Raw genomic sequence first — 15,262 nt, 5'->3', positions numbered from 1 at the left:
CCGCCAGCCGTTTTGGTTTCCGCCCGCGTTATGCAAAGCGGACGTCACGCTGACAATAAAAAAGTCGAACATGTCTGCTTTTTTATCTCAACCCGCTTAAGAATGCTGGCGGGTTTCGGGCGTTTGCGCCGCACGCCCCTCAAACCCAACCTGTTTTATGGCTCAATTGAGCTAGACTTATTACCCTGCCCTCGTCATGCTTTAGAGCAAGGGAAGGTTGCGTCGCTGGCGTTTCCTAACCCGAAAGTAATCGATGGAGAGGCGCCTTATGCCGGTTTCGAATGACCGCGAAGCGACCGACTATGATGTCATCGTGATTGGTACAGGCGCCGCTGGTCTGAGCACTGCCGCCATTGCCGCTGACCATGGAGCCTCCGTGCTGATGGTGGAAGCGGCCGATCGAATTGGTGGCTCCAGCGCCTTGTCTGGCGGCGTATTCTATGCGGCCGGCACTTCGCTGCAGCGTGAGGCGGGCATTACCGACGATAACGCTGATGCCATGTACCACTATTACATGACACTCAACCAGTACAAGCTGGAGCCGTCCCTTGTACGCACTTTGTGCGAACACTCTGCGCCTGCATTCGAGTGGTTGCGGGAGATTGGTGTCAGATTTACGCAGGACAACCTGTATGCATCCGGCGTTGACAAGATCCGTCGCGGTCATCGGGCGACTGGCGATGGTGCCGGTATTGTCGAGGGTCTGGAAGGCTACCTTTCAGACAAAGGCATCGATACCGTTCTCGATACGCGGGTCGACCGTCTGCTGGTGGAAGGCAGCCGGGTTTGTGGCATCGTCACCGACGGGCAGGAGGTGCGCAGCGCTGCGACGGTGATCGCCACCGGCGGCTTCGGTGCGAACCCCGAAATGCTGGCGCAACTCTATCCCGACGCGGCACGGCACGGTGATCTTCACTGGTACATCGGTGCGCCGACCTGCCGGGGCGACGGACTCGGCCTTGCCGCGCAAGTGGGCGGGCAGTTGAGCAAGGAAAATCGCGGGCTGCTGCTGATCACGCCGGGCTTCGTCAAGGATCTGGAAAGCTATCTCCCGGGCTGGCTGATGATGGTGAACCGCGACGGACGGCGGTTCATCGATGAAACGATCGAATACTCCGTATTGGCCGGCGTTCTCGACGAGCAGCCGGGTCAGGACTGTTTTGCGATCTTCGATGAGGAAGCTCGCCTGTCCTCCAAAACCACGAAGTATCGCCCTGCTCCCAACTGGACGTCGGAACGATTGCTGGACCATGTCGAGGCCGGGACGCTGATTGCGGCGCCGACACTCGATGAGTTGGCAATCAAGCTGGGTGTTCCAGCCCCTCGCCTCCGTACCACGGCCGAACGCTATAACGAGCAGGTGCAGATGGGTAATGATCTGGACTACTTCAAGCCTGCCGCGATGCTTCGTCCTGTAGCGGAAGGACCGTTCTACGCTGCCCATATCCGTCCCGGCATCATCTGCTGGACCGGAACCGGGATCCGCATCGACACGCAGGCTCGTGTCCTTGGCGAAGACGATCGCCCGGTGCCGGGCCTGTACGCGGCAGGTGAAACGACGGGCGGCATGTTCGGGCAATGCTATGCCGCGGGTGGAGCATCGATCGGCAATGCCGTCGTCTTCGGACGGATTGCCGGAGCCAACGCTGCGAAGGAAGGGCAACCCGCATGACATACGAAGATCGCACCGTCGATGTGCTGATCGCCGGTACGGGCGCTGCTGGGCTGACGGCTGCCGTCACCGCGCGCAACGCTGGACTTGAGGTTCTGGTGGTCGAAAAGGAGGCCGTTTTCGGCGGGACGACGGCAACGTCTGGCGGTGTTCTGTGGGTGCCGGGCAACCACCACTCCCCTGCCATGCAACGCGCTACGGGCAAACGTGACGACATCGACAATGCCCGCGCGTATCTGATCGAGGAAACCGGCAATTACATCGAACGGGATCGTGTGGAAGCCTATCTCGACGTCGCTCCCCGCATGGTGCGGTTCCTCGAGCAGAATAGCCAGGTCCGCTTTTACGGCATGGACTATCCGGACTATCATTCCGAAAGCGAGCACAGTTCCATCGTCCGATCCATCGGGACGGTGGATTACGAAGCGCGTGAACTCGGCCCGCACCTCAAGAACCTGAAGCAGCAATTGCCACAAACTCTGTTTCTGGGTTTCGCGGTCGGTTCCGGGGTGGAGATGATCCAGTTCATGAAGGCGGGTCGCTCAGTGAAGGCGCTCGGCTTCGTCGCTCGCAAGCTGGCCCGTCACTTTGCCGACGTGCTGCGCTATGGTGAAGGGCAGCAGGTGGTGCGGGGGCGCGCGCTGGTGGCAAGATTGGCACGCACCTTGTTCGACAAAGAAGTCCCGATCTGGCTTTCCTCTCCGGTAGCGGGGCTGATCCGAAAGGAAGGTCGCGTCACGGGTGCGGAAATCGACACGCCGCAAGGTCGCGTTCGCATCACTGCTCGCCGCGCGGTGGTGCTGGCCTGTGGCGGGTATCCCAACGATCCCGACAGGCGCGCCGAGACATTCCCCTCACCTGCCAACAATCGCGATCAGCGCAACCCGACCAATCCGGGCAACACCGGAGACGGCATTCGCTTGGCCGAAAGCGTTGGAGGTGCGTTCAACGGCAACGTCGCGCATCCGGCGGCGTGGATGCCGGTTTCGGTTCTGCCCGGTTCCAAAGACTTCACCGGGGTATGGCCGCATCTGATCGACCGGCAGAAACCCGGCTTCGTCGCAGTGCGCCCGGATGGCCGCCGGTTCGGAGACGAATCCAGCGCCTATCACGATATCGTCCCCGAAATGACGCGCGCCAGCGAAGGGGACGCCAGTGCCTGGGCCTGGCTCATCGGGGACGCCGCCGCCGTCAGGAAATGGGGTATCGGCATGGTGCGCCCCTTCCCCATTCCCCATGGATCGCACTTGCGAAGCGGTTATCTTAAACGCGCGGATAGCCTGCGCGAACTGGCTGTCATCTGCGGGATTGATGCCGACACGCTGGCAAGCACCGTTGCGACGTTCAACGCCAATGCCGAAAGCGGCGCGGATCCTCAGTTCGGTCGCGGTGGGCGGGTGTATGATGTCTATCAAGGCGACCCGGAGCATAAACCCAACCCCTGCCTTGGCCCTTTGGTCAAGGCCCCGTTCTACGCGATCCGCATCGAGGCGGGGATCATCGGGACGTTTGCGGGACTGAAAACGGATCAGCATGCCCGTGTTCTCAACGACGATGGCGTGGCCGTTCAGGGGTTGTATGCGGTGGGGAACGATCAGGCCAACGTCTTTGCCGGAGCCTATCCCGGGGCCGGTGCCACGATCGGACCGGCGATGACCTTCGCCTACATCGCCGGTCGCCATATCGCGGGCCTGGAGCCTTGATCGAGGAGTTCGACTTCATCGTCAGCGGCGCCGGATCAGCGGGCTGCGTCGTGGCGGCGCGCCTTAGCGAGAGTGGGCGTCATTCGGTGCTGCTGCTTGAGGCCGGGCCGGAGGACAAGGCGTTCTGGATCAAGCCGCCGATGGGTTATCCGATGCTGTTCGCCGATCCCAAAGTGAACTGGATGTTCGAAACCGAGCCGGAGGCCCAGCTTAACGGCCGCCGGATGTACCAACCGCGCGGCAAAGTCCTAGGCGGGACCAGCTCGATCAACGGCATGCTCTATATCCGTGGCAATGCGCGCGATTACGATCACTGGCGCCAGCTTGGCTGCGAGGGTTGGAGTTATGCCGACGTCCTGCCGTACTTCCGCAAGGCTGAGGACCAACAGCGGGGTGCAGACGAGTACCACGGCGTCGGCGGGCCGCTTACGGTTTCCGATCAGCCCGGCGGTTCCCCTATTGCTGACGCCATCGTGAAGGCTGCGCAGGAGGCGGGCGTCCCCTATAATCCTGACTTCAACGGCGCCAGTCAGGAAGGTGCGGGCTTCTTCCAGACCACCACCCGCAACAACCGCCGATGGAACACGTCACAGGCCTATCTCGCACCGGCCCGTAGCCGGGCGAACCTGACCGTCGCGACCCACGCCCATGCCACTCGTGTTCTGGTGGAGGGGATGCGCGCGACCGGCATCGAGTATCGCACCAGGGGCGGCCTGAAAACCGCCAAGGCCCGGCGTGAGGTGATCGTGTGCGGCGGCGCGTTCGGATCGCCGCACCTCCTTCAGTTATCGGGGATCGGCCCGGCGGAGCATCTGCGCGAACATGGCATCGCTCCGTTGGTCGATCTGTCCGGTGTGGGCGCCAACCTGATGGACCATTTCTATATCTCGCTGATGTTCCGCTGTTCGCAGCCGATCACGATCAACGAGCTGGCCAACAGCCCCCTCCGCAAGCTGAAAGCCGGGATCGACTACGTCCTGTTCAACAAGGGTCCGCTTGCCAGCAACGGCATTTTCGCAGGCATCTTCACCCACACCGACGAGCGGCAGGATCGGCCGAACCTTCAGATCAATACCAACATCTGGACAGTGCAGAGCCGCACCGCCTCCGGGATGAAGGCGCACCCCTTCCCCGGTTTCACGATGAGCCCAGTCCATCTCAATCCGCTGGCCACCGGCACTGTGCGCCTGCGCAGCGCCGACCCCCTGGCCGATCCGGTGATCCGCCAGAATTTCCTGACCGACCGTACCGACGTGGAAGCGATGATTGCCGCCGTGAAGGTGGTGCGCGGTATCGCCGCTCAGCCCGCGCTTGCGGCCTACAATGCCGGAGAGATCGCGCCCGGCGCGGATGCGCGCAGCGATAGCGAGATCGAAGCGTGGGTGCGGGGCGCCGCCATCGCCAACCTGCACCCCGTCGGTTCCTGCCGCATGGGAATAGGCGATGATGCCGTGGTTGATCCGCGTCTCAGGGTGCGCGGGGTCGCCGGGCTGCGCGTCGCCGATGCCTCCATCATGCCGAGCCTTCCCGCCGGAAACACCAACGCCCCTTCGATCATGATCGGCGAGAAATGCGCCGACATGGTCCTGGACGACAATCCATCGAACTGAGGAGAAGACTATGCCTACTATCGAAGAACGCATCGCCCGGCTGGAAGCGGAATCGCAGATCCGCCAGCTGATCGCCCGCTATTGCTTCACGCTGGACGATCGCGATGTCGATGCGGTGCGCGAACTGTTCGCGCCTGATGCGGTACTGAAGTCCGCTGACGGGGTGATGAACGCCACCGGCATCGATGCGATCATGACCCAGTATGATGGCCGCTTCGATGTGCTCGGCCCCGGCCATCACTTCATGCACGACGTCCAGCTCGATTTCGTGGGCGACGGTTCGCAGGAAGCAACCGGGCGAGTGATCGGCCATGCAGAGTTGTGGCGCAACAACCAGATGATGGTCACCGCAATCCGCTACGACGACAAGTATCGCAACACCGACGCGGGCTGGAAATTCGCTGAACGCACGATCGCGTTTCTGTATTACGTGCCGATCGACAAGTACCCGAACATCCTGTCCACGCCGTTGCGCAACCACGCCTATGCCGAACCAAAGCCTGCGGACTTTCCGGAAAAGCTGCCGACGTGGATCGCCTACGAAAAATCGCGCGGACGCGGCTGAAGCCAGATCCACGCGAGCGAAGCACACGGTTGATCGCCCGCTGGCGAATGCGGGATAACGCCGGGGAAAGGCGCGGCAGGCAAACATCGGGCCGGCATCGCTGCGTCCATGCCGGACGTGGGGATTGTCACATGCTCTTGCGAATGGCCGGGTAGCTGCGGCAGCCCGGCTCGACCTGGTATTGCATCGGAGCCATCCGGTATGATCGGCGCGTGGGGCTCGCTTCGTGGCCGATCATGGGATTTTCGGAGTGCCAATCCGGAGAGGGAGTGGATTGCCGAAAGCCCAGGGGATGCTCCGGGTCTTGAGGGACGCAGTGCATGGCCACGACTGAAAAACCCGTGTCCGACTGCGACGCCGACCCGATACACTGCGACGTTCTTGTACATCAAACGCCGCGGATCGAAATGATATAACCTATTTGGCACAAAATGTCAATTGGTCGGAGGTGATGCGTCCGGAAATGAGGCGCTGGTTCCGGGAGATACCCTCCTGCATCGTCATCCGGCGTTGTGTATGATCGCGCAGCAAAAGTGAGGATACCTTTCGTGGCAAAGCAAGTCCGGTGAAGCGCGATGGAAACGAACAGGCCGCGTGGCAGCGCCGCAAGGATTTCCGCCCAAAGGAAATACTTGCGGCAGCGCGGACACTGATCGAGGAAGAAGGCACAAAAGCCACGTCCATGGCCAAGATCGCCAAGCTGGCGGGTGTTTCGGAAGCGACGGTCTACAAGTACTACGACAGCAAGCAGGAGCTGGTGAACCAGGTTCTGGCGGAATGGGCCGCGCCATTCGTCGAACGGCTGACCAGCGAATTGCGCCACATCACCGATCTGCGTTCGCAATTGACCCTGATCGCCGCGCGGTTTCTTCGCTCGATCGAAGAGACGCCACGGTTTCACCGGGTGTTCTACCAAGAACTTCGCTGGGCCGATTACCGCGGCACGGAACTTCACAAGCTCAACCGCACATTCGCGCACACCGTCGTTCTGGCAGTTCAGCAGGCCAGGGACGAGGGCAAAGTGCGCGCAGACGTGGACCCAGTGATGATCCGCGACATGATGTTCGGCGGGTTGGAACACATCGCCATGCGAACCAGCTTTATTGACCGACCACTCGACATCGATATCGAAGCCGGACGCTACGTGGACGTTCTGATGGGTGGAGTGCTGGCGACCCCTGCTGAGCCTGCGCCGCCGTCCGAAGTCGCACGTCTTTCAGCGCTCGTCGATCGGATGGAAATTCTGGCTGACAACCTAACCAAGAAATAAGATGCCGACAAAAAGGCAGGCATGAATGTCTTTTTTTATCCGCGGGATTGGGCTAGTCCTGTGCCTGAACGAAACTGCCATTTGGCGTGGGAGAGCGCGGACCAGTGAAACGACCCGGCGCGGATGAACCGACGATGCAGGCGCTCAAAAGCGCCCAGACGCGCGCGCGGTTGATCGATGCGACAATCCGGGTGCTGGTGCGCAGCGGCTATTCCCGCACGACGACCCCGCAAGTCGCGTTGGAGGCCGGGCTTTCGCGCGGGGCGATGCTGCACCATTTCGACAACGGCGTTTCGTTGATCAAAGCCACGATTATGCACTTGCACGAACGCCGGCTACGGGCCTTTCGCCGCGCCGCCGAACGCAGCGCGCTCGATCATCGCGCCATGGTGCGCACGTATTGGCGGCAGATCCAGAAACCGGCTTTCATTGCGTTTCACGAGTTGGCCGTTGCCGCAAGGACCAACCCGGACCTTGCCGCAGTGCTGCTGCCGCTTCAGGTGGAATTTCGTGACCGGTTCAACCAGCTTGCGGTGCAGCTCTATCCCGAGTGGCAGGAAAGCCCGGCAAAATTCGCTTTGGCGATGGCCATTTCGCAGGCGACGATGGAAGGGATGGCCGTCAACCTGCTGACCGGCGCTATGGATGCCGATCTGGTTGAGCCAGTGCTCGAATCGCTGGAGGCGCAGTTGCGTGCACTGCGCCCCCCGTCGCGGGATCAGGCGGCGTGAGCGGTTCCCCAGCGTATGCCCCGGCGCAGCAATTCATGAAAAACCGGGTAATTCCAGGCGCAGCGCTGCGGGTGCGGCCAGAACGGGCTGACCGGCAGCAAATCGTAATGTCCCCTGCAATGGCCCAGCGTCAGGTACAGGATCGCCCCCTGCCCGACCTTGCGTTCGTACAGCACGGGCACTTGCGCCTTGTCCCATTCGGCATCCCGAAATTCATCGCACCGACCTGTGAAACTGGTGTGCAGCAGCACGTCGATATCGGCAGTCCGGTGGGTAAGGTACAGCTCGTCTTCAACCCGGAAATCGCGCATTCCGGCCGTCATCTCGTGATCATCGCGCGTGACGAAGACCTTGAACGGAGCGATCGGCGGGTGCCCGGCAAAACGTGTGCCGAGCAGGCCGGTGAACGCAGGCACCTCATCGGGCGTATCGACCACGCCATCCGCACCGAAGCGCAGGATCGCGTTGGTCCCGTGCAGCGCCAGCCAGCGTCCGCCGCGCGCCAGAAATGCCTCCAGCCCTGCGATTTCCTCGTCCGTCGTCGGCACCATGTCGCACGTGTAGGTGATCAGCATGTCCGCCGCCGCCAGACTGGCCAAGTCCGCATAATCGGACGCAACCGAGGTCCGGATGCGCGGCTGCTCGGCCAGCAACTTGAGCAGTTCGAGGCGGGCGTAATCGATATCGTGGAACTTGCCCGCCGCGATCAGGTGAACTTTCATTTTTCAGCAAACTCCCCTCGTGTGCATACGCACGAGGGTACGCCGGGCGAGAGCGCTGGCAATATTCAAGATCAGACAAGCGGAGAATTCGAATGAGCGGGAGCGGCAAGGGACCTCTGGCGGGCGTCAGGGTCCTCGATCTTACCAGCGTGCTGATGGGGCCGTACGCCACGCAGATCTTCGCCGATCTGGGTGCGGACGTGATCAAGGTGGAAAGCCCGCAGGGCGATACCACGCGCTTTATCCCGCCCGGCCCGGACGCGTCGCGCGGGGCGATGTTCCTGAACGTCAATCGCGGCAAGCGCTCGATCGTCCTCGACCTGAAGCAGCCCGAAGCCCACGCGGCATTGCTGCGCATGGCGAAGGGCGCGGACGTGTTCATCCATTCAATGCGGTCTAGCGCGATCGGACGCCTCGGGCTGGATTACGCGGCGCTGCGCGAGGCTAACCCCGCTATCATTTACGCCAATCTCTACGGTTTTGCGCGCAGCGGACCATACCGGGATTACCCCGCCTATGACGACATCGTCCAGGCCGCATCCGGCATCGTCGATCTGCAGGCCCGGCTTTCAGGCGGCGAGCCGACGTATGCTGCCACCGTCATCGCCGACAAGGTTGCCGGGCTGACCGGCGCCTATGCCGTGATCGCGGCGCTCTACGCTCGCGAGAAGAGCGGCATCGGGCAGGAGATCGAAATTCCGATGTTCGAGACGCTGGTGTCGTTCGCGATGGTCGAGCATCTGTGCGGATCGCTGTTCGTGCCTCCGCAGGGGCCGCCGGAGTATCCGCGCGCTACCTCCGAAGCCCGGCGACCTTATCGCACGGCGGACGGATACATCGGCGTGATGATCTACAACGACAAGCACTGGCGCGCCTTCTTCGATGCGCTGGGCAATCCCGAGTGGTCGCAGGACCCGATGTTCGCCTCCATGCGATCGCGGACCCAGAACATTACTGCGGTCCTCGCGAAAGTAGCGGAAGTGATCGAAACCCGGGCGACCGAAGAGTGGGTGGAGTTGTTCCGACAAGCGCACATTCCTGCCACCGCGATCAAGAGCCTGACCGACCTGCTGGATGATCCCCATCTGGTCGAGACCGGTTTCTGGCAGGAGCGCGACACGACCGAAGGCAAGCTGCGCTTCCCCGGTATTCCGACGACGTTCTCCGAAACCCCCGGCGCGATCGGCGATCCGGGACCGGCATTGGGCGGTGAGAGCCTGGACGTGCTGCGTGAGGCTGGCTTCTCCGACGAGGAGATCGCAGACCTGCAGTCTCGCGGCGCGGTAAGGACGGCGGCGTGACCAGTCCCGAAGCCCATTGGCGCGCTGCCTTGAAACAAGGCCAACTGCTGCTGCAACGGGCGCCGGACGGCAGCGCGGTATTTCCTCCGCGCCTTGCCGCCCCCGGCACCGGTGAAGCGCTCGAATGGTTCGAGGCATCAGGCAAGGGTAGTGTCTATTCATTGTCATGGATCCAGCGCAAGCCGCCTGCCGAACCCTATCATGTCGCGCTTATCGAGCTTGACGAAGGAACCCGGCTGATGAGCCGGGTGGAAGACGTGACCCCTGAAACGCTTTCTGTCGGTATGCGGGTAGAGGCGTTTGTGGATCAGGACGGAGAAGCGCCCCTGCTGCTGTTCCGCCCGACGCGGGAGGTCTGAGAGTGGGCGATACATTCCCCCGTGGCCGCACCGCAATTGCTGGCCTCGCGACATTTGGCGTGGGCGAAATGCCCGGCTATTCCTCCATGGAATTGACGGCAAAGGCAGCCATGATGGCCGTCGCTGATGCCGGATTGACGCTGCCCCAGATCGACGCGCTGTTCATCTGTCAGCCGGACGACTTCTTTGCCGGGCTGTCCTTCGCCGAATACCTTGGCCTGCAACCGCGGTACACGGACAACAACCGCACCGGCGGCTCCGCGTTCATGAGCCACATGGCCGTCGCGGCGATGATGCTGGATGCCGGCTACATCGATTGCGCGCTGATCGCCTATGGTTCCAACCAACGCAGCAACGGCGGCAAGCTGGCGACAAAGATCACCAGCAACCAATGGGATGCGCCCTACGCGCCGATCTTCCCCCTCACCTCCTACGCGCTGGCGGCGGCGCGGCACATGCATGAATACGGCACCAAGCGCGAGGATCTCGCTGCGGTAGCACTGGCCGCGCGGGAATGGGCGAACACCAATCCGGAGGCTTTCGCCAGGGGACCGCTGACGCTGCAGGATTACCTCTCCGCACGGATGGTCAGCACGCCTATCTCGGTAAAGGATTGTTGCCTCGTCACCGATGGCGCGGCCGCGATCGTGATGACTCGCATTGACAGAGCGCGCGATCTCGCCCGCCCCCCCGTCCCCGTTCTGGGCGCGGCCGCCGCAACGTGGTGGAATTCGATCGCTCAGGCTCCGGACGTTACCGTTACCGCTGCGAAGGAATCGGGTGCGCGGGCGATGGCCATGGCCGGAGTGTCCCCGTCCGACATCGACACGGCCCAATTGTACGATGCCTTCACGATCAACACGATCCTGTTCCTGGAAGACCTGGGCTTCTGTCCCAAGGGAGAGGGAGGCCGCTTCGTCAGCAGCGGGGCCATCGCCCCGGGAGGCAGCCTGCCGGTCAACACCAATGGCGGCGGGCTATCCTGCTGCCATCCCGGCATGTACGGCCTGTTCGCCATTATCGAGGCGGCGCGGCAGATCCGTGGCGAGGCGGCCAACCAGCTAGCCGAAGTGGACGTGGCCCTGGCCCACGGGAACGGCGGAACACTCTCGAGCCAAGCAACGGTGATCCTGGGGAGCATGGCCACGCTATGATGGTGTAACTGGGCGGCGGCGATGCGCCGCCTCCCCTTACACCGCTTCCAGTGCCAGCACCCGGCGATACCCTTTCAACGCTCGCCACATGAAGAACGCCGAGACCGCCCCGGCCGCCGCGCACGTCAGCGAAAGCGAAAGCCCCACGCTGCGCTCGTCGCCAAAGACGTGATCCGTAAGCAAGGCCACGATGGTGGGTGCTGCGCCGAGTCCCATAACACTCGCCACGAAAACGTAGATCGAGGACGAGATACCCCGCATGCGGTTCGGCGTCGCCATTTGCAGCCCGGATGAGGCCAACGCCTGTGGCAGCGAGTACGTAAAACTGGCCAAGGTAGCGATGGCGATCGCCGCCTCGTACGATGGCGCGAAGGCCAGCGACAGGGATATCACGATCAATGCCAGAGCCGCAAAAAACGGCACGCGCATCAGGGCATCGGCCGAGCCGCGCTTTCGCAGCCAGTTCGCCACGACCGGTCCCGCAAGTACGCCGATCGAGCCGGTGATAAGCACCGCTACCCCGTAATGCACGCCCACCGTCGCCGCGCTCGCGCCGAACCGACGCATAAGCATGGCGGGCATCCACGCGGGGAAGGCGTACAGGATGATGACCAGCGAGGCCATGCCCGCATAGAAGTTGCCGTAAAAATCGCCACGATCGACGAAGGTGCGCCAAACTTGCGCAAACGGCATCCGTTGACCCGCATCCTTTGCAGCCAGCTTTCGGGCAGGCTCACGTATGCCGAGCATCATCAGCATGATCACGAAGCCGGGCAATCCCGCCACCAGGAACACGACTTGCCACGGCTTCAACGCGCCCAGATAGGGAACGGCGGACAAGTCCCACCCTTGCGCCGCTTCCAGCAGCAGCCCGCCAAAGATCAGCGCCAGCCCCCCGCCGATATACGGGCCCATCAAAAAGATGCTGAAAGCGCGCGGAATCATCCGGGTCGGGAAACTGTCCGCGATGATCGACCAGGCGGCGGGCGTGAGGCTCGCTTCTGCTCCACCCACGGCTGCCCGCGCGAAGAACAGTTGCCAATAGCTACGCGCCAGCCCGCAAAGGCTCGTGCCAAGGCTCCACAGTCCAATGCCGCCCAGCAAAATACGGCGACGGCTGCCGGTATCGGCAAGTCGCCCGAACAACGGGCTGAAGAGGATATAGGCCGTTGTAAAGGCCAGCCCTTGCAGCAGACTAAGCCGGGTATCGGTCAGCCCGAAGTCGGCCTTCAGTGGAGCGACCAGCAAGTTGAGCACCTGCCGGTCGATGAAGCTTACGGTGTAGGCCAGCGTCAGTACGAAGATCAGGTACCACGCCGCCGCGCTCGGCGCTGGTTCAGTATCGAAGGGAACCGTTGCGGCGGCGTTGTCGATAGCGGCATCGGCGGCTGCGACGCCCGTCATGCAGCGATCCATTCTTCGATCATCGGGCGCACCGCTTCACCCACCAGTTCCAGGACCGGACCGTCGCCTCGTGCCAGGTAGGCCATTTGGCCATACCGATGTTTTGGGGATGCTCCGGCGGCGATCAGGCGCCACCCATCTTCCATGAGACTTTCGACCTGCGCCCCGACATTATCGGTCCAGGCGCCGACATGCGCTCGCGAAACGCTGCGGAGAACATCATACGCGCCGCCAGGAGTCGCCTGGATCAGTTCCACATGGATCGGCCCCTGTCGCGAGTACGTCACGTCAAGGTGGGCCTCCGACCAGCCACCATCTGGCAACCATACGCGCAGCGGGTCGAACTTACGTACCGGTGCCCAATCGATGCCAAGTCCTTTGGTCAATTGATCCATGGATTGATGAATATCATCGACAATCAGCCCATGATGATACAGCTTATCGAACGCTTTCAATTGACACTCTTCCCATCTTATCAATCAGCGAATACCTGTCAGCAACGCGATTTTTGTAATCTTTATCTGTGCATGAGCGGGAGATAATTGCAATGACTGGCCTGATTGTCGAGCATCGTGATGCCATCTGCCTTCTGACCATTGACCGGGAGCCTGCTCGAAACGCGCTGGATGCTGCCACTTCCCGCGCGATGGACGATGCTATCACGGCGGCGGAGGCGGACCCTTCGATCGGCGCGCTGATCGTCACGGGCACAGGCGATCGCGCGTTTTGCGCAGGCATGGATCTTAAAGAGGCGGAGCGGATCGGGGCGGGCCATGGATTGATCCCGGGCCGGGGCTTCGGCGGCATTACCGAGCGCAAGCGCACCAAGCCCTTGATTGCCGCCATCAACGGCACCGCCGTCGCGGGCGGGTTTGAAATCATGATGGCTTGCGACATGGTTTTCGCTGCCGACCACGCGATGATGGGAGTCAGCGAAGTGAAGCGCGGGCTTTTTGCCTTTGCCGGCGGCATCCAGCGCCTTGCCGCTCAAGTTCCGCGCGCTACGGCTCTGGCGATGATCATGACCGGCGAACTGCTTCCCGCGCGCCGCCTCTATGAACTGGGCATCATCACCGAGGTGGTGAGTGCCGACCGACTGCTGGACCGGACGATCGCTGTGACACAAACGATGCTCCGAAATAGCTGGCAGGCAATCAACAATGGCCGTCACTTGTATGACTTGTCCTCTGGGATGGACATTGATCAGGCCCTGGCGGTCGGCAACGCTTGGGGGAAAGCCACGCTCGACAGCGCGGACAGCCGGGAAGGTATCGCCGCCTACGCTAACAAGCGGGAAGCGGAATTCGGCGACGCGGGAGTGGTGCGACCGACCGGCTGATGAAATTACAATCACTGTTGACTGTTTTATCGCGCAAGAGGTAGGATCGCAAGCATCACGACGACAGAATCAAACATACATGTCTGTTTTTTGATTCGGTCGCCGCCGCTCCGTCAACAGGGTGCGGCAGGCAAGGGAGAGAAGGCCGATGCTGGATCTGGTCACAGATCAAAAGCCCGAGAATGATTTCGCGCGCATGGATTATGAGCGTGATCGCAAGGGGCCGCCCGAAGGCTTTCCCAAGCTCCCCGATATTCCCGGCACGCGCTACACTGACCCGGAGTTCCTCCGTCTCGAAAAAGAGATGATGTGGGATAAGGCCTGGCTTTACGCTGGCCATGTCGATCAGTTGCCGAATAACGGATCGTGGTTTCTTACCCGCAATTCGGGTGTGCCGATCATCGTCGCACGAAATCTGCAGGGTGAAGTCAAGGCGTTCTATAACACCTGTCAGCATCGCGGCGCCCCGTTGGTCACCGAGGAGTCTGGTGAAGGGCGTGGCTTCGTCTGTGGCTATCACGGTTGGAGCTATACGCTTGATGGCAAACTGACGGCGGTTCGCGACAAGCGGGATTTCGTCGATTTCGACATGTCCTGTCGTTCGCTCGTACAGGTACGCTGTGAACTGCTGGGGTCGTTGATCTTCATCAACCGTGATCCGGAAGCGCAATCCCTTATGGAGCATATCGGCCCGATGGCTGAGCAGCTCGAACAATTCGAGCTTGATAAGCTCCGCTTAGTCGATAGCCGAAGCTATGAAGTTGACTGCAATGTCAAAGTCTTGCTCGATGCTTTTCTGGAAGTGTATCACCTGAAATCGATCCACATCAATACGGTGGATCGGTTCCTGGATCACCGCTCGATGATCGTTACGTTGTGGCCGGGTGGTCATAGCCGCATGGCCACGCCGAACCGACGGCCCGATTGGGTCGATCCGGGGACGGTCGGCATGCCGGAGATCGCTTCGATCACGGAATTCCCGGCCAAAAATAACGTCAGCTACCAGATCTACCCGAACTTCATTATGCCGCCGGCGCCAACGGGGATTCCCATCCTGCAGTTCTGGCCTATCGGCACGAAGCGTACGCGGGTGGTTTCCAGCTGGTTGGCACCTGACCATGATCCAGAAAATCCGCATCCCCTTTGGCCAACGCGCCTGAGCAACTGGGAACGGATCCTGTACGAGGATCTGCAGTACGCGCCGCAAATTCAGGAATCCCTGGAAAGCCCTGGATTCAAAGGGATGCCCTTGAATTATCAGGAACGTCGCATCTATCACTGGCACGAAGAGCTCGACCGTCGCATCGGTCTCAACCGCGTTCCAGAACATGCGCGCGTCGAGCAGGTACTAGGCGATCGCTGGGTCCAGCAGGACTGAGCATGCATGACGCTCGCCGCCGTTTGAGCGGGGCCACGCATGACCTATAGGAGA

General features: G+C 61.6%; 15 protein-coding genes. 12 read left to right on the top strand and 3 right to left on the bottom strand.

Going from position 1 to position 15,262, the window contains the following annotated elements:
* The first annotated feature begins 30 nt into the window (after positions 1-30).
* The 7 genes from ACZ1JM_RS01475 (at position 31) to ACZ1JM_RS01445 (ending at position 7,551) form a co-directional block, all read left to right on the top strand.
* The gene (locus ACZ1JM_RS01475) at positions 31-285 is read left to right on the top strand and encodes a hypothetical protein (RefSeq protein WP_465132330.1); all 255 of its coding nucleotides are present in this window, start codon (positions 31-33) and stop codon (positions 283-285) included.
* Positions 269-1,672 (top strand): FAD-dependent oxidoreductase, encoded by a 1,404-nt coding sequence (locus ACZ1JM_RS01470; protein ID WP_465132329.1) that lies wholly within the window; start codon positions 269-271, stop codon positions 1,670-1,672. The genes ACZ1JM_RS01475 and ACZ1JM_RS01470 overlap by 17 nt, the downstream gene beginning before the upstream one ends.
* Positions 1,669-3,375, top strand: coding sequence for an FAD-dependent oxidoreductase (locus tag ACZ1JM_RS01465; RefSeq protein ID WP_465132328.1), 1,707 nt, complete (start codon positions 1,669-1,671; stop codon positions 3,373-3,375). Before ACZ1JM_RS01470 ends, ACZ1JM_RS01465 begins: the two co-directional genes overlap by 4 nt.
* A complete protein-coding gene (locus ACZ1JM_RS01460) occupies positions 3,372-4,985 on the top strand; it encodes a GMC family oxidoreductase (RefSeq protein WP_465132327.1) in 1,614 nt (537 codons plus the stop codon). Before ACZ1JM_RS01465 ends, ACZ1JM_RS01460 begins: the two co-directional genes overlap by 4 nt.
* A 10-nt stretch (positions 4,986-4,995) precedes the next feature.
* Positions 4,996-5,550, top strand: a complete 555-nt coding sequence (locus ACZ1JM_RS01455) for a nuclear transport factor 2 family protein (protein ID WP_465132326.1) — start codon at positions 4,996-4,998, stop codon at positions 5,548-5,550.
* 565 nt (positions 5,551-6,115) lie between these two features.
* Positions 6,116-6,820 (top strand): TetR/AcrR family transcriptional regulator, encoded by a 705-nt coding sequence (locus ACZ1JM_RS01450; protein ID WP_465132325.1) that lies wholly within the window; start codon positions 6,116-6,118, stop codon positions 6,818-6,820.
* 104 nt (positions 6,821-6,924) lie between these two features.
* On the top strand, positions 6,925-7,551 hold the full coding sequence (locus ACZ1JM_RS01445) for a TetR/AcrR family transcriptional regulator (protein ID WP_465132324.1): 627 nt from the start codon (positions 6,925-6,927) through the stop codon (positions 7,549-7,551).
* On the opposite strand, the gene ACZ1JM_RS01440 is transcribed toward ACZ1JM_RS01445, so the two are convergent.
* Complete coding sequence (locus ACZ1JM_RS01440) at positions 7,539-8,273, bottom strand: ThuA domain-containing protein (protein ID WP_465132323.1); 735 nt, start codon at positions 8,271-8,273, stop codon at positions 7,539-7,541. The genes ACZ1JM_RS01445 and ACZ1JM_RS01440 overlap by 13 nt on opposite strands.
* Positions 8,274-8,365: 92 nt before the next feature.
* On the opposite strand from ACZ1JM_RS01440, the gene ACZ1JM_RS01435 reads away from it, so the two are divergent.
* Genes ACZ1JM_RS01435 through ACZ1JM_RS01425 form a run of 3 tightly spaced genes read left to right on the top strand, consistent with a single transcriptional unit; the run spans position 8,366 to position 11,087 of the window.
* A complete protein-coding gene (locus tag ACZ1JM_RS01435) occupies positions 8,366-9,574 on the top strand; it encodes a CaiB/BaiF CoA transferase family protein (protein WP_465132322.1) in 1,209 nt (402 codons plus the stop codon).
* Entirely contained in the window at positions 9,571-9,933 is a 363-nt protein-coding gene (locus ACZ1JM_RS01430; protein WP_465132321.1) for a Zn-ribbon domain-containing OB-fold protein, read from the top strand. The genes ACZ1JM_RS01435 and ACZ1JM_RS01430 overlap by 4 nt, the downstream gene beginning before the upstream one ends.
* Positions 9,934-9,935: 2 nt before the next feature.
* On the top strand, positions 9,936-11,087 hold the full coding sequence (locus ACZ1JM_RS01425) for a thiolase (RefSeq protein ID WP_465132320.1): 1,152 nt from the start codon (positions 9,936-9,938) through the stop codon (positions 11,085-11,087).
* Between the two features lie 36 nt (positions 11,088-11,123).
* On the opposite strand, the gene ACZ1JM_RS01420 is transcribed toward ACZ1JM_RS01425, so the two are convergent.
* Complete coding sequence (locus ACZ1JM_RS01420; RefSeq protein ID WP_465132319.1) at positions 11,124-12,491, bottom strand: MFS transporter; 1,368 nt, start codon at positions 12,489-12,491, stop codon at positions 11,124-11,126.
* On the bottom strand, positions 12,488-12,946 hold the full coding sequence (locus ACZ1JM_RS01415; protein WP_465132318.1) for a VOC family protein: 459 nt from the start codon (positions 12,944-12,946) through the stop codon (positions 12,488-12,490). The genes ACZ1JM_RS01420 and ACZ1JM_RS01415 overlap by 4 nt, the downstream gene beginning before the upstream one ends.
* A gap of 92 nt (positions 12,947-13,038) precedes the next feature.
* Between ACZ1JM_RS01415 and ACZ1JM_RS01410 the strand changes: the two genes are divergently transcribed.
* Positions 13,039-13,830, top strand: a complete 792-nt coding sequence (locus ACZ1JM_RS01410; protein WP_465132317.1) for an enoyl-CoA hydratase/isomerase family protein — start codon at positions 13,039-13,041, stop codon at positions 13,828-13,830.
* A 148-nt stretch (positions 13,831-13,978) separates the two neighbouring features.
* A complete protein-coding gene (locus ACZ1JM_RS01405; protein ID WP_465132316.1) occupies positions 13,979-15,208 on the top strand; it encodes an aromatic ring-hydroxylating oxygenase subunit alpha in 1,230 nt (409 codons plus the stop codon).
* Positions 15,209-15,262 lie beyond the last annotated feature (54 nt).

The sequence above is a fragment of the Novosphingobium sp. BL-S-24 genome, assembly GCF_055521575.1.
The sequence above is the reverse complement of the archived record's forward strand: the minus strand, read 5'-3'. Positions and strand labels throughout refer to the sequence as shown.

Bases quoted from the DNA above. Each gene is read 5' to 3' on its own strand.
- ACZ1JM_RS01470 (WP_465132329.1), top strand. From the start codon at position 269: ATGCCGGTTTCGAATGACCGCGAAGCGACCGACTATGATGTCATCGTG.
- ACZ1JM_RS01455 (WP_465132326.1), top strand. From the start codon at position 4,996: ATGCCTACTATCGAAGAACGCATCGCCCGGCTGGAAGCGGAATCGCAG.
- ACZ1JM_RS01410 (WP_465132317.1), top strand. From the start codon at position 13,039: ATGACTGGCCTGATTGTCGAGCATCGTGATGCCATCTGCCTTCTGACC.
- ACZ1JM_RS01440 (WP_465132323.1), bottom strand. From the start codon at position 8,273: ATGAAAGTTCACCTGATCGCGGCGGGCAAGTTCCACGATATCGATTAC.
- ACZ1JM_RS01465 (WP_465132328.1), top strand. From the start codon at position 1,669: ATGACATACGAAGATCGCACCGTCGATGTGCTGATCGCCGGTACGGGC.
- ACZ1JM_RS01475 (WP_465132330.1), top strand. From the start codon at position 31: ATGCAAAGCGGACGTCACGCTGACAATAAAAAAGTCGAACATGTCTGC.
- ACZ1JM_RS01405 (WP_465132316.1), top strand. From the start codon at position 13,979: ATGCTGGATCTGGTCACAGATCAAAAGCCCGAGAATGATTTCGCGCGC.
- ACZ1JM_RS01435 (WP_465132322.1), top strand. From the start codon at position 8,366: ATGAGCGGGAGCGGCAAGGGACCTCTGGCGGGCGTCAGGGTCCTCGAT.
- ACZ1JM_RS01420 (WP_465132319.1), bottom strand. From the start codon at position 12,491: ATGACGGGCGTCGCAGCCGCCGATGCCGCTATCGACAACGCCGCCGCA.